General features: G+C 65.2%; 19 protein-coding genes, 2 tRNA genes and 1 pseudogene. 18 read left to right on the forward strand and 4 right to left on the reverse strand.

Annotation, left to right across the window (positions count from 1 at the left end):
* Positions 1 to 4 precede the first annotated feature (4 nt).
* The 9 genes from QE393_RS22210 (at position 5) to pnp (ending at position 9,014) form a co-directional block, all read left to right on the forward strand.
* Positions 5 to 90 (forward strand) — tRNA-Leu (locus QE393_RS22210).
* A gap of 85 nt (positions 91 to 175) precedes the next feature.
* A tRNA-Met gene (locus QE393_RS22215) sits at positions 176 to 252 on the forward strand.
* A 127-nt stretch (positions 253 to 379) separates the two neighbouring features.
* Complete coding sequence (rimP, locus tag QE393_RS22220; RefSeq protein ID WP_007162650.1) at positions 380 to 838, forward strand: ribosome maturation factor RimP; 459 nt, start codon at positions 380 to 382, stop codon at positions 836 to 838.
* 49 nt (positions 839 to 887) lie between these two features.
* Positions 888 to 2,360 carry a transcription termination factor NusA gene (nusA, locus tag QE393_RS22225; protein ID WP_017640621.1) on the forward strand — a complete coding sequence of 491 codons (1,473 nt, stop codon included), beginning with the start codon at positions 888 to 890 and terminating at the stop codon, positions 2,358 to 2,360.
* A 26-nt stretch (positions 2,361 to 2,386) separates the two neighbouring features.
* A complete protein-coding gene (gene infB / locus QE393_RS22230; protein WP_273806694.1) occupies positions 2,387 to 4,942 on the forward strand; it encodes a translation initiation factor IF-2 in 2,556 nt (851 codons plus the stop codon).
* A 132-nt stretch (positions 4,943 to 5,074) separates the two neighbouring features.
* On the forward strand, positions 5,075 to 5,458 hold the full coding sequence (gene rbfA, locus QE393_RS22235; RefSeq protein ID WP_273806693.1) for a 30S ribosome-binding factor RbfA: 384 nt from the start codon (positions 5,075 to 5,077) through the stop codon (positions 5,456 to 5,458).
* A 1-nt stretch (position 5,459) separates the two neighbouring features.
* Complete coding sequence (gene truB, locus QE393_RS22240; protein ID WP_158893775.1) at positions 5,460 to 6,374, forward strand: tRNA pseudouridine(55) synthase TruB; 915 nt, start codon at positions 5,460 to 5,462, stop codon at positions 6,372 to 6,374.
* 92 nt (positions 6,375 to 6,466) lie between these two features.
* Positions 6,467 to 6,736, forward strand: coding sequence for a 30S ribosomal protein S15 (gene rpsO / locus QE393_RS22245; protein WP_133863049.1), 270 nt, complete (start codon positions 6,467 to 6,469; stop codon positions 6,734 to 6,736).
* 175 nt (positions 6,737 to 6,911) lie between these two features.
* Positions 6,912 to 9,014: a polyribonucleotide nucleotidyltransferase gene (gene pnp / locus QE393_RS22250; protein ID WP_310045601.1), complete on the forward strand. Its 2,103-nt coding sequence runs from the start codon at positions 6,912 to 6,914 to the stop codon at positions 9,012 to 9,014.
* Positions 9,015 to 9,197: 183 nt separating this feature from the next.
* Here the strand turns inward: pnp and QE393_RS22255 are convergent, their stop codons facing one another.
* Positions 9,198 to 10,082 carry a LysR substrate-binding domain-containing protein gene (locus QE393_RS22255; RefSeq protein ID WP_273806692.1) on the reverse strand — a complete coding sequence of 295 codons (885 nt, stop codon included), beginning with the start codon at positions 10,080 to 10,082 and terminating at the stop codon, positions 9,198 to 9,200.
* A gap of 113 nt (positions 10,083 to 10,195) precedes the next feature.
* Between QE393_RS22255 and QE393_RS22260 the strand changes: the two genes are divergently transcribed.
* The 9 genes and pseudogenes from QE393_RS22260 to QE393_RS22300 all read left to right on the forward strand — a co-directional run bounded on the left by QE393_RS22260 (position 10,196) and on the right by QE393_RS22300 (position 21,219).
* The gene (locus QE393_RS22260) at positions 10,196 to 11,686 is read left to right on the forward strand and encodes an aldehyde dehydrogenase family protein (protein WP_273806691.1); all 1,491 of its coding nucleotides are present in this window, start codon (positions 10,196 to 10,198) and stop codon (positions 11,684 to 11,686) included.
* A 24-nt stretch (positions 11,687 to 11,710) separates the two neighbouring features.
* A complete protein-coding gene (locus QE393_RS22265) occupies positions 11,711 to 12,988 on the forward strand; it encodes an FAD-binding oxidoreductase (RefSeq protein ID WP_273806690.1) in 1,278 nt (425 codons plus the stop codon).
* A gap of 494 nt (positions 12,989 to 13,482) precedes the next feature.
* Complete coding sequence (locus QE393_RS22270) at positions 13,483 to 14,604, forward strand: branched-chain amino acid ABC transporter substrate-binding protein (RefSeq protein ID WP_273806689.1); 1,122 nt, start codon at positions 13,483 to 13,485, stop codon at positions 14,602 to 14,604.
* 96 nt (positions 14,605 to 14,700) lie between these two features.
* Positions 14,701 to 15,615, forward strand: coding sequence for an ABC transporter permease subunit (locus QE393_RS22275; protein ID WP_017640614.1), 915 nt, complete (start codon positions 14,701 to 14,703; stop codon positions 15,613 to 15,615).
* Positions 15,616 to 15,619: 4 nt separating this feature from the next.
* A pseudogene (livM, locus tag QE393_RS22280) lies at positions 15,620 to 16,901 on the forward strand (high-affinity branched-chain amino acid ABC transporter permease LivM).
* Positions 16,898 to 17,773 carry an ABC transporter ATP-binding protein gene (locus QE393_RS22285; RefSeq protein ID WP_273806687.1) on the forward strand — a complete coding sequence of 292 codons (876 nt, stop codon included), beginning with the start codon at positions 16,898 to 16,900 and terminating at the stop codon, positions 17,771 to 17,773. The pseudogene livM and the gene QE393_RS22285 overlap by 4 nt, the downstream one beginning before the upstream one ends.
* Positions 17,770 to 18,486, forward strand: coding sequence for an ABC transporter ATP-binding protein (locus tag QE393_RS22290; RefSeq protein WP_273806686.1), 717 nt, complete (start codon positions 17,770 to 17,772; stop codon positions 18,484 to 18,486). Before QE393_RS22285 ends, QE393_RS22290 begins: the two co-directional genes overlap by 4 nt.
* 2 nt (positions 18,487 to 18,488) lie before the next feature.
* Positions 18,489 to 20,210, forward strand: a complete 1,722-nt coding sequence (locus QE393_RS22295; RefSeq protein WP_273806685.1) for an aconitase family protein — start codon at positions 18,489 to 18,491, stop codon at positions 20,208 to 20,210.
* 250 nt (positions 20,211 to 20,460) lie between these two features.
* Entirely contained in the window at positions 20,461 to 21,219 is a 759-nt protein-coding gene (locus tag QE393_RS22300) for an SDR family oxidoreductase (RefSeq protein ID WP_273806684.1), read from the forward strand.
* A gap of 9 nt (positions 21,220 to 21,228) precedes the next feature.
* Here QE393_RS22300 and QE393_RS22305 read toward each other — a convergent pair whose 3' ends face one another.
* The 3 genes from QE393_RS22305 to QE393_RS22315 form a co-directional block, all read right to left on the reverse strand.
* Positions 21,229 to 21,939 (reverse strand): anti-sigma factor domain-containing protein, encoded by a 711-nt coding sequence (locus QE393_RS22305; RefSeq protein ID WP_310045602.1) that lies wholly within the window; start codon positions 21,937 to 21,939, stop codon positions 21,229 to 21,231.
* Entirely contained in the window at positions 21,936 to 22,463 is a 528-nt protein-coding gene (locus tag QE393_RS22310; protein ID WP_273806682.1) for a sigma-70 family RNA polymerase sigma factor, read from the reverse strand. The genes QE393_RS22305 and QE393_RS22310 overlap by 4 nt, the downstream gene beginning before the upstream one ends.
* Before the next feature lie 272 nt (positions 22,464 to 22,735).
* Positions 22,736 to 23,263 carry a DUF3455 domain-containing protein gene (locus tag QE393_RS22315; RefSeq protein WP_273806681.1) on the reverse strand — a complete coding sequence of 176 codons (528 nt, stop codon included), beginning with the start codon at positions 23,261 to 23,263 and terminating at the stop codon, positions 22,736 to 22,738.
* Positions 23,264 to 23,358: the final 95 nt, after the last annotated feature.

Consider the following 23,358-nt stretch of genomic DNA (forward strand, 5'->3'; position numbering starts at 1 on the left):
TCATGCCGAAGTGGTGGAATTGGTAGACACGCTATCTTGAGGGGGTAGTGGCCATAGGCTGTATGGGTTCGAGTCCCATCTTCGGCACCAAATAGCAAAGACGTCCAGCAGGACGCGGCGAGAGAGTAGGTTGACTCCTGTAGTGGAGTTGAATATAATCTCGCTCCAGCTTTGACGCGGGGTGGAGCAGTCTGGTAGCTCGTCGGGCTCATAACCCGAAGGTCGTTGGTTCAAATCCAGCCCCCGCAACCAGTTATTTAAAGCCCCTTTTTAGGGGCTTTTTGTTGGCTGGACAGTTCGGGTCGCGCTTTCTTGCGCAGACCTCTTAGGGATGGGCGTAATGCCCATTTTTTATTCTCAAAAAACGCGAGGCAACCAGGTGTCGAGCAAGCTAGAACAGTTGCAGGCCTTGCTGGCCCCCGTCGTCGAGGCGCTTGGCTATGTCTGCTGGGGTGTCGAGTACATCTCCCAAGGGCGGCATTCGCTACTGCGTGTCTACATCGATCATCCCAACGGCATTCTCGTCGAAGATTGCGAGGCTGTCAGTCGCCAGGTAAGTGGCGTACTCGATGTGGAAGATCCGATCACCAATGAATACACCCTTGAGGTGTCTTCCCCCGGTATGGATAGACCGCTGTTCACCCTGGAGCAATTCGCTGCCCATGCCGGTGAACAGGTCAAGGTCAAACTTCGGTCGCCCTTCGAAGGGCGGCGTAATTTCCAGGGTTTGCTGCGCGGTGTGGAAGACCAGGACGTCGTGGTGCAGGTGGACGAGCATGAGTATCTGCTGCCCATCGAGATGATCGACAAGGCCAACGTCGTTCCCCGTTTCGAGTGATTTGAGCGCGAGACCGCGGATCCCAAGGATTGCGAATACGAGGCGTAAGATGAGCAAAGAAGTTCTGCTGGTAGTGGAATCTGTTTCGAACGAGAAGGGTGTTCCACCCGGCGTCATCTTCGAGGCACTGGAGTTGGCTCTCGCCACGGCTACCAAGAAACGCTACGAAGAAGATGTGGATCTGCGGGTGTCGATCAACAGACACAACGGCAGCTACGAAACCTTCCGCCGCTGGACCGTGGTGGAAGACCAAGACTATCAGTTGCCCGATTCGCATCTGACGGTGGAAGACGCCCAGGAAGAGCATCCCGGCGTCAAGGCCGGTGAAGTGATCGAAGAGAAGATCGAGTCCATCGAGTTCGGTCGGATCGCCGCCCAGACCGCCAAGCAGGTGATCGTGCAGAAGGTGCGCGAGGCCGAGCGGGCTCAGGTGGTGGACGCCTATCGCGAGAAGGTCGGCGAGATCATCTCGGGTACCGTCAAGAAGGTCACCCGTGACAGCGTGATTGTCGACCTGGGCAACAATGCCGAGGCGCTGCTGCCGCGCGAGCACATCATTCCCCGCGAGACCTTCCGCATGGGCGTGCGTCTGCGTGCCCTGCTCAAGGAAATCCGTACGGAAAACCGCGGTCCGCAGCTGATGCTGTCGCGTACCGATCCGCAGATGCTGATCGAGCTGTTCCGCATCGAAGTACCGGAAATTTCCGAACAACTGATCGATGTCATGGCGGCTGCCCGGGATCCGGGCTCGCGGGCCAAGATCGCCGTCCGTTCCAAGGACAAGCGCATCGATCCCCAGGGTGCCTGCATCGGCATGCGCGGTTCGCGCGTCCAGGCGGTGTCCGGTGAACTGGGTGGCGAGCGGGTCGACATCGTCCTCTGGGACGACAACCCTGCGCAGTTCGTCATCAACGCCATGGCCCCGGCCGAAGTCGCTTCGATCATCGTCGACGAAGACAGCCGTACCATGGATATCGCCGTCGCCGAGGACAACCTGGCCCAGGCCATCGGTCGTGGCGGTCAGAACGTGCGCCTGGCCAGTCAGCTGACCGGCTGGACGCTTAACGTGATGACCGAGGCGGACATCAACGCCAAGCAGCAGGCGGAGACCGGCGACATCATCCAGCGCTTCATCGACGAGCTGGATGTCGACGAGGAGCTGGCTCAGGTGCTGGTGGAAGAAGGCTTCACCTCCCTCGAGGAAGTGGCCTATGTGCCCATGGAAGAGATGCTCAACATTGATGGCTTCGACGAAGACATCGTCAACGAGCTGCGTACCCGGGCCAAGGATCGCCTGCTTACCCGGGCCATCGCGACCGAAGAACAGAAGAGCCCCAGCGAAGATCTGCTGACCCTCGACGGCATGGATCCCCAGCTCGCCAGCGCGCTGGCCCAGCGTGGTGTGGTCAATCGCGAAGAGCTCGCCGAGCAGTCGATCGACGACCTGCTCGACATCAACGGCATGACCGAAGAGCGTGCCGGCAAGCTGATCATGGCTGCCCGTGCCCATTGGTTCGAGTAAGCGGCGCAGTCTGAGGAGAGAAGTGCATGACGCAAGTCACGGTGAAAGAACTGGCCCAAACGGTCAATACGCCGGTGGAACGTCTGCTACAGCAGATGCGCGAGGCAGGTCTGACGCACAGCAGTGCTGAGCAGTTGGTGAGCGATGCGGAAAAGCAGGCCCTGCTGACGCACCTGAAGGGGACGGCGCAGCTCGACGAGCCAAGCAAGATCACCCTGCAGCGCAAGACCCAGACCACGCTGAAAGTGGCCGGCAGCAAGACAGTCAGCGTCGAAGTGCGCAAGAAGAAGACCTTCGTCAAGCGCAGCACCGCTGAACTCGAGGCCGAACAGCGCCGCGAGCAGGAAGCCCAGCGTGCCGCCGAAGAGGCCGCTATCCAGGCACGTGCCGAGGAAGAAGCCCAGCGCGCTGCCGAGGCCGCTGCCCAGCAGCAGGCCGAAGCCGCGGCTCAGGCCGCGCAGCAGGCGGTCCCCGCCGAGGCTGCAGCCCCTGCCGCGCCGGAAGCCCCGGCCGTGGTGGCCGAGCAGCAACCCGCTGCCGCGCCTGCCGCCGAGGTCAAGAAGGCCGATCCGGCTGGTGAGCGCAAGCGCGAAGAACCGCGTCGTCCCGTGCATCCTGCCCCGAGCAGCAAGCGCGAAGAAGACGAGCGTCGTGAGCGCAAGAATGCCCAGCATCGCCCGTCGATCAAGGACAAGGTCGCAGCTCCTCGTACCGTGCGCAGTGGCGACGACGAGGAAGAGGGCTTTGGCCGGCGTGGCGGTCGCGGTGGCAAATCGCGACTCAAGAAGCGAAACCAACACGGGTTCCAGAGCCCGACAGGACCTGTAGTGCGCGAAGTCAATCTAGGTGAGACCATCACCGTCTCTGAGCTTGCTCAGCAGATGTCGGTGAAGGCCGCCGAAGTCATCAAGTTCATGTTCAAGATGGGGTCTCCCGCCACCATCAACCAGGTGCTCGACCGCGAGACGGCGCAGCTGGTGGCCGAAGAGCTGGGCCACAAGGTCAAGCTGGTCAACGAGAACGCCCTGGAAGACCAGCTGGCCGAGTCCCTCAAGTTCGAGGGTGGCAAGGCCCTGCACCGTGCGCCGGTGGTGACCGTCATGGGTCACGTCGACCACGGCAAGACCTCGCTGCTGGACTACATCCGTCGCGCCAAGGTCGCGTCGGGCGAAGCCGGTGGCATCACCCAGCACATCGGTGCCTACCACGTGGAAACCGAGCGTGGCATGGTGACCTTCCTGGATACCCCTGGTCACGCCGCGTTCACCGCGATGCGTGCCCGGGGTGCCAAGGCCACCGACATCGTCATCCTGGTCGTCGCGGCCGATGACGGCGTCATGCCGCAGACCGAGGAAGCCATCCAGCACGCCAAGGCGGCGGGTGTCCCCATCGTCGTGGCGGTCAACAAGATCGACAAGCCCGATGCCGATCCGGATCGCGTCAAGCACGATCTTGCCGGTCGCCAGGTCATCCCGGAAGAGTGGGGCGGCGATACCCAGTTCGTGCACGTCTCGGCCAAGGCCGGTACCGGCGTGGACGAGCTGCTCGAAGCCATCCTGCTGCAGGCCGAAGTCCTGGAGCTGACCGCTACGCCGGAAGCACCCGGTCGCGGTGTGGTCATCGAATCGCGCCTGGACAAGGGTCGTGGTCCGGTCGCTACCGTGCTGGTACAGAACGGTACCCTGCGCCAGGGCGACATGGCGCTGGTCGGCGTCAACTTCGGCCGCATCCGTGCCATGCTCGACGAGAACGGCAAGCCGATCAAGGAAGCCGGCCCGTCCATCCCGGTCGAGATTCTCGGCCTGGACGGCACCCCGGATGCCGGTGACGAACTCACCGTGCTGACCGACGAGAAGAAGGCCCGCGAAGTGGCGCTGTTCCGTCAGGGCAAGTTCCGCGAGATCAAGCTGGCCCGTGCTCACGCCGGCAAGCTCGAGAACATCTTCGAGAACATGGGCCAGGACGAGAAGAAGACCCTCAACATCGTGCTCAAGTCCGATGTGCGTGGCTCCCTCGAGGCGCTGCAGGGTTCGCTGTCCGGTCTGGGCAACGACGAAGTCCAGGTGCGTGTGGTCGGCGGTGGCGTCGGTGGTATCACCGAGAGCGATGCCAACCTGGCGCTGGCCTCCAATGCCGTGCTGTTCGGCTTCAACGTCCGGGCCGATGCCGGGGCGCGGAAGATCGTCGAGCAGGAAGGCCTCGACATGCGCTACTACAACGTCATCTACGACATCATCGAAGATGTGAAGAAGGCGCTGACCGGCATGCTGGGCAGTGACGTCCGGGAGAACATCCTGGGTATCGCCGAGGTGCGTGACGTCTTCCGTTCGCCCAAGTTCGGCGCCGTCGCCGGCTGCATGGTCACCGAGGGCATGGTGCACCGCAACCGTCCGATCCGCGTCCTGCGCGAAGACGTGGTCATCTTCGAAGGCGAGCTGGAATCCCTGCGTCGCTTCAAGGATGACGTGGCCGAAGTGCGTGCCGGCATGGAATGCGGTATCGGCGTGAAGAGCTACAACGACGTCCGCGTCGGCGACAAGATCGAAGTGTTCGAGAAGGTTCAGGTCGCCCGTTCGCTGTAACGACGACTCTGCACCAGGACGGCAGGTCGCGGACCTGGCAGAACCCTGCCAGGTCCGGACTTGCCGTTCGCGTTTCCAAGGTTCATGGCTGGCAGGCCTGACGTCTGCGGCCTTTTGTACGAGAGTTTCGACATGGCCAAAGAATTCAGCCGTACCCAGCGTATCGGTGATCAGATACAGCGCGAACTGGCGCTGTTGATCCATCGCGAAATCAAAGATCCACGGCTGGGTATGGTGACCATCACCGGCGTGGACGTAGCCCGGGATCTGTCCCATGCCAAGGTGCACATCACCGTGCTGGGCAAGGACGATGACCCAGAGGCGATCAAGCAGAACATCGCTATCCTCAAGGATGCCTCCGGCTTCCTGCGGCAGCAGTTGGGTCGGGCGATGAAGCTGCGGACCGTTCCGCAACTGGGTTTCCAGTATGACGAGAGCATCCGTCGCGGCGCCCAGCTGTCGGCGCTGATCGAGCGGGCGGTCGCCGAAGACCGTCGGCAGGAAGGGGAGGAGTAGGGTGGCCCAGGTCAAGCGTATTCGCCGGCAGGTGCATGGCGTGCTGGTGCTGGACAAGCCGCGCGGCTTCTCCTCCAACGCCGCCCTGCAAAAGGTCCGCTGGCTGCTCAATGCCGAGAAGGCCGGGCACACCGGTAGCCTGGATCCCCTGGCCACCGGCGTACTGCCGCTGTGCTTTGGCGAGGCGACCAAGTTTTCCCAGTACCTGCTGGATGCCGACAAGGGCTACAGCACCGTGGCGCAACTTGGCGTCACCACCACCACCGGCGATGCCGAGGGTGAGGTGCTGGAGCGACGGGCGGTCGCGGTCGACGAAGCGGCCATCCAGGCGGCGCTACCGGCCTTCCGTGGCCAGATAGAGCAGATTCCGCCGATGTATTCGGCGCTGAAGCGCGATGGTCAGCCGCTCTACAAGCTGGCGCGTGCGGGCGAAGTAGTGGAGCGCGAGCCGCGTTCTGTTACTATTGCCCGGCTGGAACTGCTGGCGTTGCAGGAAGATCGCGCGACGCTGGAAGTGGCCTGCAGCAAAGGTACCTATGTGCGCACCCTGGTCGAAGACCTCGGCGCCCTGCTCGGCTGCGGTGCCCATGTGGCCGAGTTGCGCCGTACGCAGGCCGGTCCCTTCGGTCTGGCGCAGGCCATCAGCCTGGAAGAGCTGGAGGCCGTGCACGCCGAAGGCGGTTCCGCAGCGCTGGATCGCTTCCTGCTGCCGGTCGACAGTGGCCTGGAGCACTGGCCGCTGGTGCAGTTGACTCAGCACAGCGCCTACTACTGGTTGCACGGTCAGCCCGTCCGGGCGGCCAATGCACCGAAATTCGGCTTGATGCGGGTGCAGGACGACCAGGGTCGTTTCATCGGCATCGGCGAGATTGATGACGAGGGGCAGGTTGCCCCCCGTAGACTGATTCGGTCCTAGACCGATACCGAGGGTGGCTGTCAGCAGGCACGGTCACACCTCTTTCCTAAGCACGGGACCTATCCCGGCCTGTTCCTCAGAGGAGCCCTATCATGGCACTGAGCGTTGAAGACAAAGCCCAGATCGTAAACGAGTTCAAGCGCGCCGAAGGCGACACCGGTTCGCCGGAAGTGCAGGTTGCCCTGCTGTCCGCCAACATCGACAAGCTGCAAGGTCACTTCAAGATCAACGGCAAGGATCACCACAGCCGTCGTGGTCTGATCCGCATGGTCAACCAGCGTCGTAAGCTGCTGGACTACCTGAAGTCCAAAGACACCTCTCGTTACAGCGCACTGATCGCTCGCCTGGGCCTGCGTCGTTAATACGATGCAGACCTGCTGCAAGCAGTCTGAAGCTGGAGGTCGGCTCGCGCCGGCCTCCGGCTTTTTTGCTTGAAAGGCCGGCAGAATCGGCCTGCGTCACCCCGGAGATCAGCGAGGGTCCGAATCCCTCTGGTCGCCCCTGTTTCCCCCAAGGCAATAAAGAGAAGGAAAGACTGTGAATCCAGTAATCAAGCAATTCAAGTTCGGTGAGCAGAACTTCACCCTGGAAACCGGCCGCATCGCGCGCCAGGCGACCGGTGCCGTGCTGGTCTCCACCGATGACGTCAGCGTGCTGGTCACCGTGGTCGGTGCCAAGCAGCCCGCCGTCGGCAAGGACTTCTTCCCGCTGTCCGTGCACTACCAGGAGAAGACCTACGCCGCTGGCCGCATCCCCGGTGGTTACTTCAAGCGTGAAGGCCGTCCTTCCGAGAAGGAAACCCTGACCTCGCGCCTGATCGATCGTCCGATCCGTCCGCTGTTCCCCGAAGGCTTCCTCAACGAAGTCCAGGTGGTCTGCACCGTGGTCAGCACCAACAAGAAGTCCGATCCGGACATCGCCGCCATGATCGGCACCTCCGCCGCCCTGGCCATTTCCGGCATTCCCTTCGCCGGTCCGATCGCCGCCGCCCGCGTGGGCTACCACAGCGAACTGGGCTACCTGCTGAACCCCAGCTACGAGCAGCTGCAGAGCTCCAGCCTGGACATGGTCGTGGCCGGTACCCGTGACGCCGTGCTGATGGTGGAATCCGAAGCCGACGAGCTGACCGAAGACCAGATGCTGGGCGGCGTGCTGTTCGCCCACGAAGAATTCCAGGTGGCCATCGAGGCCATCAGCCAGTTCGCTGCCGAAGCCGGCAAGCCGACCTGGAACTGGCAGGCGCCTGCCGAGAACACCGCCCTGATCGAAGCCGTCAAGGCCGAAGTCGGCGATGCCGTGTCCCGTGCCTACACCATCACCATCAAGCAGGATCGCTATGCGGCCCTGGGCGCCCTGCGTGACCAGGCCATCGCCAAGCTGGCCGGTGAAAACGGCCAGTACAGCGAAGCCGAGGTCAAGGAGACCTTCGGTCTGCTGGAATACCGCACCGTGCGCCAGAACATCGTCGAAGGCAAGCCGCGTATCGACGGTCGCGACACCCGCACCGTGCGCCCGCTGCAGATCGAAGTCGGTCCGCTGAAGAAGACCCACGGTTCGGCACTGTTCACCCGTGGCGAAACCCAGGCCCTGGTCACCGCGACCCTGGGTACCGCCCGTGACTCGCAGCTGCTGGACACCTTGGAAGGCGAGCGTCGTGACAGCTTCATGCTGCACTACAACTTCCCGCCCTTCTCGGTCGGCGAGTGCGGCCGCATGGGCAGCCCGGGCCGTCGCGAGATCGGTCACGGTCGTCTGGCCCGTCGTGGCATCCAGGCCATGCTGCCGACCCAGGACGCCTTCCCCTACAGCATCCGCGTGGTCTCCGAGATCACCGAGTCCAACGGCTCCAGCTCCATGGCCTCGGTCTGCGGTGCCTCTCTGGCGCTGATGGACGCCGGTGTGCCGGTCAAGGCCCCGGTTGCCGGTATCGCCATGGGTCTGGTCAAGGAAGGCGAGAAGTTCGCGGTCCTGACCGACATCCTGGGTGACGAAGATCACCTGGGCGACATGGACTTCAAGGTGGCCGGTACTGCCAAGGGCGTCACCGCCCTGCAGATGGACATCAAGATCAACGGCATCACCGAAGAGATCATGGAGATCGCCCTGGAACAGGCGCTGGAAGCGCGCCTGAACATCCTGGGTCAGATGAACCAGGTGATCTCCGAGTCGCGTGCCGAGCTTTCCGAAAACGCCCCGACCATGCTGGCGATGAAGATCGACCAGGACAAGATCCGCGACGTGATCGGCAAGGGTGGCGCCACCATCCGTGGTATCTGCGAAGAGACCAAGGCGTCGATCGACATCGAAGACGACGGCACCATCAAGATCTACGGCGAGACTCGCGAAGCCGCTGAAGCGGCCAAGCAACGCGTCCTGGGCATCACTGCCGAGGCCGAGATCGGCAAGATCTACGTTGGCAAGGTGGAGCGCATCGTCGACTTCGGCGCCTTCGTCAGCATCCTGCCCGGCAAGGACGGCCTGGTGCACATCTCGCAGCTGAGCGATCAGCGCATCGAGAAGGTCACCGATGTCCTCAAGGAAGGTCAGGAAGTGAAGGTGCTGGTGCTGGACGTGGACAACCGCGGCCGCATCAAGCTGTCGATCAAGGACGTGGCGGCGGCGGAAGCCTCCGGCGTCTGAGACGACCCCTGCTAGAAAAAACCCGGCCTCGGCCGGGTTTTTTTATGGCTGGTGAACACAGGTGGCCGGTTGGGTTGGGCGCAGCGAAGCCCAACACAACGCACGCCGGTGTCCACCGGCCTGAAGGCGGCGTGGAGCCGGGGACTATCGGGCTTAACTGTGCTCGGCCGCAACCTGCGGGCGCTAGGCCTTCTCGCGGATCCACTCGATAAAGCTGCGCACCTTGGGCACCTCGGCCATCTGTTCCGGATAGGCCAGCCAGTAGGCATGGGTGCTGGCCAGGCGATGGGGCCAGGCCAGCACCAGGCGACCGGAAGCCAGTTCTTCGGCGACCAGGAATTCCGGGAGCAGGGCCACCCCGCAGCCTTCCTGGGCCGCGCGGGCGCAGAGGGTGAAGGTGTCGAAGCGCGGGCCGTGGTGGCTGTGCACTTCATCCCGCCCGAGGCTGGCGTACCAGTCGTGCCAGGATTCCGGGCGAGTAGTGTTCTGCAGCAAGACGAAGTCCACCAGTTGCTCCGGTCCGGCGATACCCTCGGCGGGCAGCAGGTCCGGCGCGCAGACCGCGACCATGTGCTCGTGCAGCAGCAATTCGCACTCGGCGCCCGGCCAGCTGCCGTGGCCGTAGAACAGCGCCACGTCATGGCGGGGGTCGCGGAAGTCTACCGGTTCCAGCGCGCTGGAGACATCCAGGTGGATGTTGGGAAAGCGCAGGCGCCATCCCTTGAGCCGCGGCACCAGCCAGCGCTCGCCAAAGGTCGGCGGCGTGGCCACGCGCAGCACCTCGGTCTCGCCACCATAGGACCTCAGGTAGCGTGCCGACATCTCCAGCTGGTTGAGGATCTTGTCCACCTCGGCCAGATAGAGGGCACCCGCGGGCGTGAGCTGCAGGCGGCGGCGGACCCGGCGAAACAGGCTGTGCTGCAGCAGGTCCTCGAGCTGGGCGACCTGTTTGCTGACGGCGCTCTGGGTCAGCGCCAGTTCGTCGGCCGCGCGGGTGAAGCTCAGATGACGCGCGACCGCCTCGAAGCACTGCATGGCGGTGATGGACGGCAGGTGGCGGCGTTGCATGAGCGGACTCGCGGCATGAAAAAAGGGAATGATATGCCGAGCAAAGGTCGGTTGTCCGGCGCCGCTGGGCTGACCATACTCTGGGACGATTCCCTTTCCGCGGAGACCTCAGCATGAGCAAGGCCCTGTTGGAACGCCTCGGCGTTTCTGCCCAGCACTACACCCAAGGCGAGCACCGGGTGCATTCCCCCATCGATGGCAGCCAACTGGGCAGCGTCGCCCTGGAAAGCGCCGCCGAGGTGGAGCAGAAGATCTCCCGTGCCGAGCGCGCCTTCCAGGCCTGGCGCGCGGTGCCGGCGCCGCGCCGGGGCGAACTGGTGCGGCTGCTGGGTGAAGAATTGCGCGCGCACAAGGCCGATCTCGGCGAGCTGGTGTCCTGGGAAGCCGGCAAGATCACCCAGGAAGGCCTGGGTGAAGTCCAGGAGATGATCGACATCTGCGACTTCGCGGTTGGCCTGTCGCGCCAGCTCTATGGTCTGACCATCGCCTCCGAGCGCCCCGGTCACCACATGCGCGAATCCTGGCAGCCACTGGGCGTGGTAGGCATCATCAGTGCCTTCAACTTCCCGGTGGCGGTCTGGTCGTGGAACGCCGCCCTGGCCCTGGTCTGCGGCAATCCGGTGATCTGGAAGCCCTCGGAAAAGACCCCGCTGACCGCCCTGGCCTGCCAGGCGCTGTTCGAGAAGGCCCTGGCGCGCTTCGGCGATGCCCCGGCCGATCTGAGTCAGGTCATCGTCGGCGATCGCGCCGCCGGTGAGGCCCTGGTGGACGATCCGCGGGTGGCGCTGGTGAGCGCCACGGGTAGCACCCGCATGGGTCGCGAGGTAGGACCGCGGGTTGCGGCGCGCTTCGGCCGCAGCATCCTCGAACTGGGTGGCAACAATGCCATGATCCTTGCGCCGAGCGCCGATCTGGACATGGCGGTACGCGCCATCCTGTTCAGCGCCGTCGGCACCGCCGGGCAGCGCTGCACTACCCTGCGCCGGCTCATCGCCCACCGATCGGTGAAGGACGAGATCGTCGCCCGGCTGAAGACCGCCTATGCCAAAGTCCGCATCGGCCATCCGCTGGAAGGCAATCTGATCGGTCCGCTGATCGATGCGGCCAGCTTCCAGGCCATGCAGGGTGCGCTGGAGCAGGCGCGTGGCGAGGGCGGCGTGGTCTACGGCGGCGAGCGTCAGCTGGCTGAGCGGTATCCCGAGGCCTACTACGTGGCGCCGGCCATCGTCGAGATGCCTGAGCAGAGCGAGGCGGTACGCCACGAGACCTTCGCACCCATCCTCTATGTGCTGGCCTATGACGACTTCGACGAGGCGGTGGCGCTGAACAACGCCGTGCCCCAGGGCCTGTCGTCCTGCATCTTCACCACCGATGTGCGCGAGGCCGAGGCCTTCATGTCGGCGACCGGCAGCGACTGCGGCATCGCCAACGTCAACATCGGACCGAGCGGTGCCGAGATCGGCGGTGCCTTCGGTGGCGAGAAGGAAACCGGTGGCGGTCGCGAATCCGGATCCGACGCCTGGAAGGCCTACATGCGCCGCCAGACCAACACCGTCAACTATTCCCGCGAACTGCCGCTGGCCCAGGGCATCGTCTTCGACTGAGTGGGTCCGCCAGGAGCGCAGAGCATGCAGTTGCGTGAAGAGTGCCTGTGGGAGCGGCTGTATCCGGCGGTGCCGGGGGCGCCGTTGCAGGGCGAGCGTGACACCGAAGTCTGCGTTATCGGCGGTGGCTATACCGGCCTGTCCACCGGTCTGCACCTGGCACAGGCCGGGCGGCGGGTGGTGGTGCTGGAAGCCCATGGCGTCGGCCATGGCGGCTCCGGACGCAATGTCGGGCTGGTCAATGCCGGCATGTGGATCCCGCCGGACGAAGCCGTGGCGACCCTGGGGCCGGAGGTCGGAGAGCGCCTGCTGGGGGTAATGGGAGATGCGCCGAGTCAGGTGTTCGGTCTCATCGAGCGCTATGGCATCGATTGCCAGCCGCGCCGCGCCGGTACCCTGCACATGGCGCACAGCGCCAAGGGCCTGGCCGATCTGGGGCAGCGCGCCGAGCAATGGCAGCGGCGTGGCGCTCGGGTCGAGCTGCTGGAAGGGGAAGCCTGTTACAGCGCCTGTGGCACGCGCGACATCAGTGGCGCGTTGCTCGATCATCGCGCCGGCACCCTGGTGCCCATGGGTTATGCCCTGGGCCTGGCCAGGGCGCTGCGTCAGGAAGGCGGCGAGCTGTTCGAGCGGAGCGCGGTACAGCGTCTGCAGCGGATCGGTGAGCGCTGGCAGGTGGAAACCGCACAGGGGCGAGTCACCGCCGACCAGGTGGTGATCGCCTCCAACGCCTATACCGAAGGCGAGTGGACCACGCTGCGGACGCAGTTCTTCCCGGGCTACTACTACCAGGTGGCCTCGCAGCCGCTCGGTCCAGAAGCGGATTTCATCTTGCCGCAGGGCCGGGGCTCCTGGGATACCCGGACGGTGCTCAGCAGCATCCGCCGCGATGCCGATGGCCGTCTGCTGTTGGGCAGTCTCGGCAACATGGCGGGGCGGCCGGCCGGCTTCATCCGCGCCTGGGCCGATCGCATTCAGCGGCACTATTTCCCGGCGCTCGGACAGGTCGAGTGGGAGTGCAGCTGGACGGGCCGTATCGGCTTCACGCCCGATCATCTGATGCGACTGTTCGAGCCGGCGCCGGGCTTGCTGGCGGTGTCCGGTTACAACGGTCGCGGGGTGACCACGGGCACGGTGGTGGGGCAGGCCTTTGCCCGCTATCTGTGCAGCGGCGATCGCCATGACCTGCCGCTGCCCCTGGCGTCGCTGGATGCCAATCCGGTCGGCCAGTGGCGCAGTCTGATGTACGAAGCCGGCTTCACCCTCTATCACGCCGGGCAGTGCCTGCGCGTGGTGCTCTAGCGACCCCGCCATACCCGCTGTCACCGGCCCTCGGGCCGGGCGACAAGGCGCCGAAGCGGCCGATTTGCGCATCTCGACCTGTGCAAGTCGGCCGCTTTTTCATGGCTGTCCGCAACTGCCAGCAGGCCGCGAGAACGGCGAATCCCCCAGGGGCCCGGGGCCGCAGGGTCATGGTTACTTTGGTGGCACTGTGTGGGGGCGGTGTTACGTTTTGGTGCGAAACAGGTGCAACCGGGTTGCTATCTGGTAACAAACCGCTGCGTTTTGCCTGTTCCGCTGCTACCGCTTCGGCGAATTATCCAGACTAATGAGGCAGTTAAGACAAAGGTCTAAAGGAGGGTCGAGTCCGCTGGCAGCGGCCCTCGCCGCCGGCAATCCGAGGTTTTGGCTCGTCGCGGTGGCGGCAAATGGCCTTTGCGCCCGGTACACAACTGGCTGATGGCACAGGCTTTGCTCCGGCGAACGGGCCAACCACCCTCTGGAGCACACCTCCCATGTCGAAGATTTACAGAAAAGGCATTCTGGCTCTCGCTATCGGTTCTGCGTTCACTCTCTCCACCCTGGCGCATGCCGACATTGTGATCGGTGTCGCCGGTCCCTACACCGGGGCCAGTGCCGCCTACGGCGAGCAGTTCTGGAAGGGGGCTACCCAGGCCGCGACGGACATCAACGCCGCCGGTGGCATCAATGGCGAGAAGATCAAGCTGGTGCAGGGTGACGACGCCTGCGAGCCCAAGCAGGCCGTGGCCGTGGCCAACCGCCTGGTGGACTCGGAGAAGGTCAAGGCCGTGATCGGCCATTTCTGCTCCTCCAACACCATGCCTGCCTCGGAGATCTACGACGAGGCCGGCATCATCTCCATCACCCCGGCGTCCACCAACCCGAAGATCACCGAGCGTGGCCTGACCGGCGTGTTCCGCATGTGCGGACGTGACGACCAGCAGGGCATCGTGGCCGGCGACTACATCGTCGATACCCTCAAGGCCAAGAAGGTCGCCATCATCCACGACAAGGACACCTACGGTCAGGGCCTGGCCGACGCCACCAAGGCGCAGCTCAACAAGCGCGGCGTGAAAGAGGTGCTCTACGAGGGCCTGACCCGCGGCGAGAAGGACTTCAACTCCCTGGTCACCAAGATCCGTGCCTCCGGCGCCGACGTGGTCTACTTCGGCGGCCTGCACCCCGAAGCCGGTCCGCTGGTTCGTCAGATGCGCGAGCAGGGCGTGACCGCCAAGTTCGTCTCCGGCGACGGCATCGTCTCCGCCGACCTGGTCACCACCGCTGGTGGCGCCCAGTACACCAAGGGCGTGCTGATGACCTTCGGCGCCGACCCGCTGCAGAACCCCGCCGGCAAGACCGTGGTGGAAACCCTGCGCAAGTCCGGCTACGAGCCCGAGGGCTACACCCTCTACTCCTACGCCTCGCTGCAGGCCGTGGCCGCTGCCTTCAACGGCATCAAGGGCACCGACGGCGCCAAGGCCGCCGAGTGGCTGAAGTCCCACAGCGTCAACACCGTACTGGGTGAGAAGAGCTGGGACAGCAAGGGCGACCTCAAGGTCTCCGACTACGTGATGTACGAATGGGACGACAAGGGCAAGTACCACCAGCTGCCCTGATCCTCGCGTGAATCCGCCAGCCGTCGCCTCGTCTCCGCCCCAGGACGAGGCGGCGGCCGGCGGCCCTCGTCATCCATCCAGCGCGAGACTGCAAACGTGGACGGTATCTTCCTGCAACAACTGGTCAACGGCCTGACCCTGGGCTCGGTCTACGGACTCATCGCCATCGGCTACACCATGGTCTATGGCATCATCGGCATGATCAACTTCGCCCACGGCGACGTGTACATGGTGTCGGCCTATCTCGCCGCCATCGGCATCGCCCTGCTGAGCGTGTTCGGCCTGCATTCCTTCCCGGTGCTGATCCTCGGCACCCTGATCTTCACCGTGGTGGTCACCTCCGTGTACGGCTGGGCCATCGAGCGCATCGCCTACAAGCCGCTGCGCAACTCCACGCGCCTGGCCCCGCTGATCTCGGCCATCGGCATGTCGCTGATCCTGCAGAACTACGTGCAGCTCGCCCAGGGCGCGCGCCAGCAGGGCGTACCGACGCTGCTCGACGGCGCCCTGCGCCTGCACATCGGCGAAGGCTTCGTGATCATCACCTACACCAAGATCTTCATCATCGTGGCCTCCATCATCGGCATGGGCCTGCTCACCTACGTGATCCAGAAGACCACCCTCGGTCGCATGTGCCGGGCCACCCAGCAGGACCGCAAGATGGCGCAGATCCTCGGTATCAACACCGACCGGGTGATCTCCTACGTCTTCATCATCGGCGCGGCCATGGCGGCGCTGGCCGGGGTGCTGATCACCCTCAACTACGGCACCTTCGACTTCTATGCCGGCTTCATCATCGGCATCAAGGCCTTTACCGCGGCGGTACTCGGCGGCATCGGTTCGCTGCCCGGCGCCATGCTCGGCGGGATCATCCTCGGCATCTCCGAAGCCCAGTTCGCCAGCCTGGTGAACTCGGACTACAAGGACGTCTTCAGCTTCTCGCTGCTGGTGGCGATCCTGATCTTTAGGCCCCAGGGGCTGCTCGGCAAACCCCAGGTCACGAAGGTGTGAATCCATGAGTCAGACGTCTTCCTCCTTCGATCTCAAGGTCGTGCTGCGCGACACCCTCATGGTCGGCCTGGTCTCGCTGATCCTGTTCGGCCCCATCGTCGGCATCGTGCTCGACGGCTATGGCTACAACGTCCAGCCCGGCCGCGTCGGCATCATGGTCGCGGTGGTCATGGCCGGCCGCTTCCTGCTCAGCCTGTTCGGCCAGACCGCCAGGGGCCGCGACTGGATCGAGTCCTTCAAGCGCAACGACGGCGGTGTCCACGTGCTGCCGCCGGGACACAAGTCCAACCTCAGATTCATCCTGCCCATCATCATCCTGGTGGCCATCGCCTTTCCCTTCCTGGCCACCAAGTACTGGCTGACGGTGATCATCCTCTGCCTGATCTACGTGCTGCTGGGTCTGGGCCTGAACATCGTGGTGGGCCTGGCCGGCCTGCTCGATCTCGGCTACGTCGGTTTCTATGCCATCGGCGCCTATGGCCTGGCGCTGGGTTACCAGTACCTGGGGCTGGGCTTCTGGACCATGCTGCCACTCGCGGCGGTACTGGCCGCGGTAGCGGGGGCGATACTGGGGTTCCCGGTGTTGCGCATGCACGGGGACTACCTGGCCATCGTCACCCTCGGCTTCGGCGAGATCATCCGCCTGGTGCTCAACAACTGGCTGGAAGTGACCAAGGGCCCCAACGGCATCGCCGCGCCTTCGCCGACCTTCTTCGGCATCGAATTCGGCCGCCGGGCGAAGGAGGGCGGGGTGCCCATCCATGAACTGCTGGGCATCAGCTACAACCCCAACGCGACGATGATCTTCATCTACACCGTGCTGTTCCTGGTGGTGCTGCTGGTGCTCTACATCAAGCACCGCCTGACCCGCATGCCGGTCGGTCGCGCCTGGGAAGCCCTGCGCGAAGACGAGATCGCCTGTCGCCGCCATGGGCCTCAACCACGTGCTGGTCAAGCTCTCGGCCTTCATGATCGGTGCCTCCACCGCCGGCCTGGCCGGGGTGTTCTTCGCCACCTACCAGGGTTTCATCAACCCGGCCTCGTTCAACTTCTTCGAGTCGGTGCTGGTGCTGGCCATCGTGGTGCTGGGCGGTCTGGGCTCCACCGTCGGGGTGGTGATCTCGGCCTTCGTCATGACCCTGCTGTTCGAACTGCTGCGTGAATTCGGCGACATCCGCATGCTGGTGTTCGGCGTGCTCATGGTGGTGATGATGATGTGGCGGCCGCGAGGCCTGATCCGTATCGCCCGCAGTGGCTTCGCGATTCGCAAGGGAGTGGCGCCGTGAGCGACAACATTCTGACCGTAAAGAATCTGGGCATGAGATTCGGCGGCATCAAGGCCCTCTCGGACGTGAGCTTCGAGATCCAGCGCCAGTCCATCACCGCACTGATCGGCCCCAACGGGGCCGGCAAGACCACGGTGTTCAACTGCCTGACCGGCTTCTACAAGGCCACCGATGGCGAGATCCGCCTGGACACCGCCGACGGTCGCTCGACCCGCGTCGGCAAGATCATGGGCGAGCGCTTCCAGGCGGCCGACTTCGTCAATCCGGTGCAGTTCGGCAGTCGGCTCTGGTACAAGATGTTCGGCGGCACCCACCTGGTGAACCGCGCCGGTCTCGCCCGCACCTTCCAGAACATCCGCCTGTTCAAGGAGATGTCGGTGGTGGAGAACCTGCTGGTGGCGCAGCACATGCAGTGCAACCGCAACCTCATCACCGGCATCCTCAACACCCCCGGCTATCGCCGCGCCGAGGAAAGGGCGCTGGATACGGCCTTCTACTGGCTGGAAGTGGTGGACCTGGTGGATCACGCCAATCGCCTGGCCGGCGAACTCTCCTACGGCCAGCAGCGCCGCCTGGAAATCGCCCGCGCCATGTGCACTCGTCCGGAGATCGTCTGCCTGGACGAACCCGCCGCCGGCCTCAACCCGGCCGAGACCGAGGCCCTGGCCGGGATGATCCGCCTGTTGCGCGACCAGCACCGCATCACCGTGGTGCTGATCGAGCACGACATGGGCATGGTGATGAACATCTCCGACCACATCGTGGTGCTGGATCATGGCCAGGTCATCGCCCGTGGCCTGCCGGCCGACATCCGCAACGATCCCAAGGTCATCGCCGCCTACCTCGGCGCCGAAGAAGAGGAGGTGGCATGACCACGCCGATCCTGGAATTCCGCAACGTCGACGTCTTCTACGGGCCGATCCAGGCCTTGAAGAGCGTCTCCCTGTCCATCAACGAGGGCGAGACGGTGAGCCTGATCGGCTCCAATGGCGCCGGCAAGTCCACCCTGCTGATGTCCATCTTCAGCCAACCCCAGGCGCGCAACGGGCAGATCCTCTACCGGGGCGAGGACATCACCCGCAAGAACGCCCACTACGTGGCCTCCAACGGCATCGCCCAGTCGCCGGAGGGGCGCCATGTGTTCCCCGACATGACGGTCGAGGAGAATCTGCTGATGGGTACCATCCCCATCGGCACCCGCTGGGTGGACGAGGACATGCAGCGCATGTTCGACCTCTTTCCGCGGCTCAAGGAGCGTCGCAACCAGCGCGCCATGACCATGTCCGGCGGCGAGCAGCAGATGCTGGCCATCGCCCGGGCGCTGATGGCGCGACCCAAGCTGCTGCTGCTCGACGAACCCAGCCTGGGCCTGGCGCCCATCGTGGTGAAGCAGATCTTCCAGATCCTGCGCGAACTGGCGAAGAGCGGCATGACCATCTTCCTGGTGGAGCAGAACGCCAACCATGCCCTGCGCCTGTCCGACCGCGCCTATGTGATGGTCACCGGCGAGATCCGCATGACCGGCAGCGGTCAGGAGTTGCTGGCCAATCCCCAGGTGCGCGAAGCCTACCTGGGCGGCCACTAGCGGTGGCGGCGGTCCGCGGTCGCTGCCTGGTCGCTGGCCAGGCCCGGGGACGCCTGGCCTGGGCGCCCCTGGGCCTGAGTTTCTGGGGTGGCGTCGATCCGGCCAGCGGCCGGGTGATCGATCGCCACCATCCCCTGCACGGCCTGGAACTGGCCGGACGCATCCTGGCCATTCCCAGCGGTCGTGGTTCCTGCACCGGCAGCGCCGTGCTGCTGGAGCTGTTGCTGGCGGGCCGCGGGCCGACGGCCTTGCTGCTGGCCGAGCCGGACGAGATCCTCAGCCTGGGCGCCATCGTCGCGGAAGAACTCTTCGGTCGCTCCCTGCCGGTCATCAGCCTAGGCGCCGAGGCCTTCGCGGCCCTCGCCGGGCAGGACGAGATCGCGGTAAGCGATGGCTGGGTCGGCGCGCCCGGAGCGCTCTTTCCCGGCAGCGCTACCGAGCCCCCTGCCGACGTGCAGCTCAGCGCGACCGACCAGGCCAAGCTGGCGGGGGCCGAGGGCCAGGCCGTGCAGGCGGCGATGAAGATCCTGGTGCGCATGGCGCAGCTGCAGGGCGCTCGCGAATTGCTCGACATCACCCAGGCCCATATCGACGGCTGCATCTACACCGGTCCCGCCAGCCTGGCCTTCGCCCAGCGACTGGTGGAGTGGGGCGGTCGGGTGCGGGTGCCCACCAGCCTCAATGCGGTGTCGGTGGATCAGCGCCGCTGGCGCGCGCAGGGCGTGGCGCCAGCGTTGGGCGAACCGGCCAGTGCCCTGGCCGAGGCCTATGTGGCCCTGGGCTGTCGCCCTACCTTCACCTGCGCCCCCTATCTGCTGGACAGCGCCCCGACCCTGGGCGAACAGGTGGTTTGGGCCGAGTCCAATGCCGTGGTCTTCGCCAACAGCGTGCTGGGGGCGCGCACCCAGAAGTACGCCGACTTCCTCGACATCTGCACCGCCCTGACCGGTCGGGCACCCCTGGCCGGCTGTCATCTGGACAGCGGTCGCCGCGCGGGCAAGGTCTTCCGGGTCAGCGTACCCGAGGGTCATGACGACGCCTTCTATCCGCTGCTCGGCTACTGGATCGGCCTGCGTTCGCCCATGCGGATTCCGGCAGTGCTGGGGCTGGAAAACAGTCGGCCCAGCCGCGACGATCTCAAGGCCTTTGGTGCCGCCTTCGCCACCACCTCGGCGGCACCGCTGTTCCATCTGGTCGGGGTGACCCCCGAGGCGCCGATCCTGGCTGCGGTCGCGCCGCCCGAGCTGGAGGTCGAGGACCTGGACCTGGCCGACCTGCACCAGGCCTGGGCGGAACTGGACAGCGCCACTGCGCGCGAGGTGCAACTGGTAGCCCTGGGCAATCCACATTTTTCCGCCGAGGAATGCCAGCGCCTGGCCGAGCTCTGTCGCGGCCGGCAGCGGCATCCCGAGGTGGCCCTGGTGATCACCCTGGGGCGAGACGTACGCGCAGCGGCCGAACGAGCCGGTAGCCTGGCCGAGCTGGAAGCCTTCGGCGCCCAGCTGGTAGGGGACACCTGCTGGTGCATGCTCGGCGAGCCCCTGGTGCCACCCGCGGCCCGCACCCTGCTGACCAATTCCGGCAAGTTCGCCCACTACGGCCCGGGCCTCACCGGTCGCGAGTTGCGCTTTGCCGGCCTCGCCGCCTGTGTCGAGGCGGCCTGCACCGGCCTGGCGCCGGCCGAGCCGCCCGCCTGGCTCACAGCGGCAGACTTATCCACCTGAAGCCCGGTCCGGGTTCTGTACAGGAATTCCGTGGATCGTCCTGTGGATAAGCTTGGCATAGCCGGACGTGAGGCCCAGGGCGCCTGGCCTGGCGGAAACTGTTCAAAAATTCGCCAGTATGCGGAAAACCTTGCAATACCAAGGCGTTATAACTGATCCGCTGGATTCCCGGCGATCTGAGTATTCGCCTGACCAATGACCCTGAGCTATCGTGGGCCTCGGCCCAACTCCCTCGCAGAAGGAATCTTTCATGTCTTCGATCTTCATCACCGGCGCCACCTCCGGTTTCGGCGCCGCCACCGCTCGCCGCTTCGCCAAGGACGGCTGGTCGATCGTCATCACCGGCCGCCGCGAGGATCGCCTGCACGCCCTGGCCGAGGAATTGTCCGGGCAGGCCAAGGTGCTGCCGCTGGTGCTGGACGTCCAGGATCGCGCGGCCGTGGAAGCCGCGGTCGCCGGCCTGCCGGAGGAATTCAACCAGTTGCGCGCCCTGGTCAACAATGCCGGTCTGGCGCTGGGCAACACGCCGGCGCAGAGCTGCGACCTGGACGACTGGGACACCATGGTCGATACCAACATCAAGGGTATGCTCTATTGCACCCGTCTACTGTTGCCGCGGCTGATCGCCCATGGCGCCGGTGCCGGCATCGTCAACCTGGGCTCGGTGGCGGGCGACTATCCCTATCCGGGCAGCCACGTCTATGGCGCCACCAAGGCCTTCCTCAAGCAATTCAGCCTGAGCCTGAGATCCGACCTGCTGGGCACCGGTGTGCGGGTGACCAACATCGAGCCGGGTCTTTCCGAGAGCGAGTTCTCGGTGGTGCGCTTCGGCGGCGACAAGACCAAAGCCGATGCCGTCTATGCCGGCACCGAGCCCCTGACCCCGGACGACATCGCCGAATCCATCCACTGGACGCTGAACCAGCCCAAGCACGTCAACATCAATCGCATCCAGCTGATGGCGACCTGCCAGGCGTTCAGCAATTTCAACATCCACCGCAAGAGCTGAGACGTTCGCCTAGAGCACCTTCACCGCCCGGCCGATGAACTGGATCGGCCCGCTGGGTCGACCGGTGGGCGAGCCACCCTGGTCTTCCAGGGTGAGTTCGAACAGCTGGTTGGCTTCCAGCGGCGGCAGCCGGTCCAGCGGCACCTGCAGGGTACGTCCGGGCTGGACCAGACCCAGAGATACCGGGCCCTGCCAGGCATCGGCCTTGGTCCAGAATTGCAGGGTCTTGCCGCTCGGCACGGCATCGCGCCCCAGCGGAATCAGCTGCAGGTCATGGGCGCTGGCGGTCTGGATCACCCAGCCGGGTGTCCGATCGCTGGGCGTCGCCAGCACCACCAGGTAGCTTGGCGTGGGTACCGGGCGCAGCAGTAGTAGCATCGCGAGCACCAGACTGGCGGCCAGTCCGGCCGCACTCAGGGCCTGCCAGAGCGCCAACCGTTGCCACAGCGACTCGCGCCGGCTGATGACCCGCGTGTCGGCCTCTCCCAGACTGCGCTCGATGCGAGGCCACAGATTCGCGCCGGGCTCGACGGGTGGCACCCGCTCGGCCAGCGGCTGCAGACGCGCCTCCCAGCGCGCCACGGCGGCGGCCAGCAGGGCGTCCGTCGCCAGCGCACCTGCCACCCGACGACGCTCCTCGGCGTCCAGGGTGCCCAGCACGTATTCGCCGGCCAGGCGTTCGCGTTCTTCGTCCGGGGGCAGGGTGGTCTCGCTGTTCATGTCATGCACTCCCTGAGCGCCTTGAGGCCCCGCGTGATCCAGCTCTTCACCGTGCCCAGCGGCGCCTGCAGGCGCTGGGCGATCTCGCCATGGGAGCAGCCGTCCAGGTAGGCGGCCAGGATGGCCTCCCGCCGTGGCGCTTCCAGGTTCTGCAGGCAGCTCTCCAGGCGGCGGCCGCTGGCCTCTCGCGCCGGATCGGCAGGCTCGGCCAGGGGTTCCCAGCCGTCCGCCAGGGGCACCAGGCGCTGGCGATCGCGCAAGGCGTTGAGCGCGAGGTTGCGTGCCACGCTGCACATCCAGCCACGCGCCGAACCGCGCTCCGGGGCGAACCCGGCGGCGCCGCGCCAGATGCGCAGAAAGGCATCGTGGAGGATGTCCTCGGCCAGCCCGCGATCGCGCACCAGGCGCAGGACGATGCCCAGCAACAGCGGCGCCTCGCTCTGGTAGAGGCGCTGCAGGGCGGCGCGCTCGCCCCGGGCACAGGCGGCGAGCAGGGCGGCTGGATCAGGGGAGCGGTCGGTCACGAGGGCGCGCCAGGCTGGGGACGCCAGGGTGGCGACCGGATCAGCCGAGCCTAGCCGATCCGCTCCTGGCTGTCCCCCGGACCTTAGAACCTGCTGATGATCTCGCGAGCTAGAGCCAAACAAGGCCTGGGCGGCCCCGCGAAAAGGCCTGAGGAAGCGGATCGGACTCGCGGGCGAGTTTACAGGTGGTAAATGAGCATTCCGACCGGGCTGGCGACCCAGGGCCTTTTCAACGCCGTTTGGCCGACGCGCAGCAGATCATGAGCAGGTACTCAGCCCTTCTTCCAGAACAGATAGTCGGCCTGGTAGTTCACGGTCTGCTGTTCGCCCTTGTTGGCCGAGGTGCAGGCCTTGGTCGGCGCGACGCCACCCTTGAGCGCGGTGCGCTGGATGTAGGTGGTGCCCTGGAAGGCGCCCTTGCCCTCGGATGGCGCGGCTTCCACCAGCTGATAGGGCAGGTTGCCGGCGCCGGCGGGAGCGACGGCCAGTTGCTTGCCGACCACCTTGGAGCCATCGGCGGCTTCCCAGGTGGCCGGCGGACCGTAGTAGCGTCCCACCGGCTTGCCCTGGCGATCATGCAAGTCGGCCTTGGGGCCGACAAAGAACCACTCGGTCTGGCCAGGCATGTCCTTCTTGTCGCGGCACTCGTAGACGATGATGCCCTTGCCCACGGTTTCCAGCATCAGGCTGTTGCCGGCGGGGACGCGGACGGCCTCGGGCAACTCGCCCTGGGCCAGCAGCGGGGTGCTCAGCAGGGCGGTCAGGGCCAGGATGCTGCAACGGCTAGAGGTGTTGTTCATGCGCTTGCTCCGGATTGAGAAGGGGCACAGTCGGCTGGACTGTAGGGGCTATACCCGGCAGCCGGCGTTCTGGATGCAGCTGTCATGAAAAATAT

Origin of the sequence: Pseudomonas sp. SORGH_AS_0211 (genome assembly GCF_031453455.1) — a bacterium.
Lineage (GTDB): Bacteria > Pseudomonadota > Gammaproteobacteria > Pseudomonadales > Pseudomonadaceae > Chryseomonas > Chryseomonas aestiva.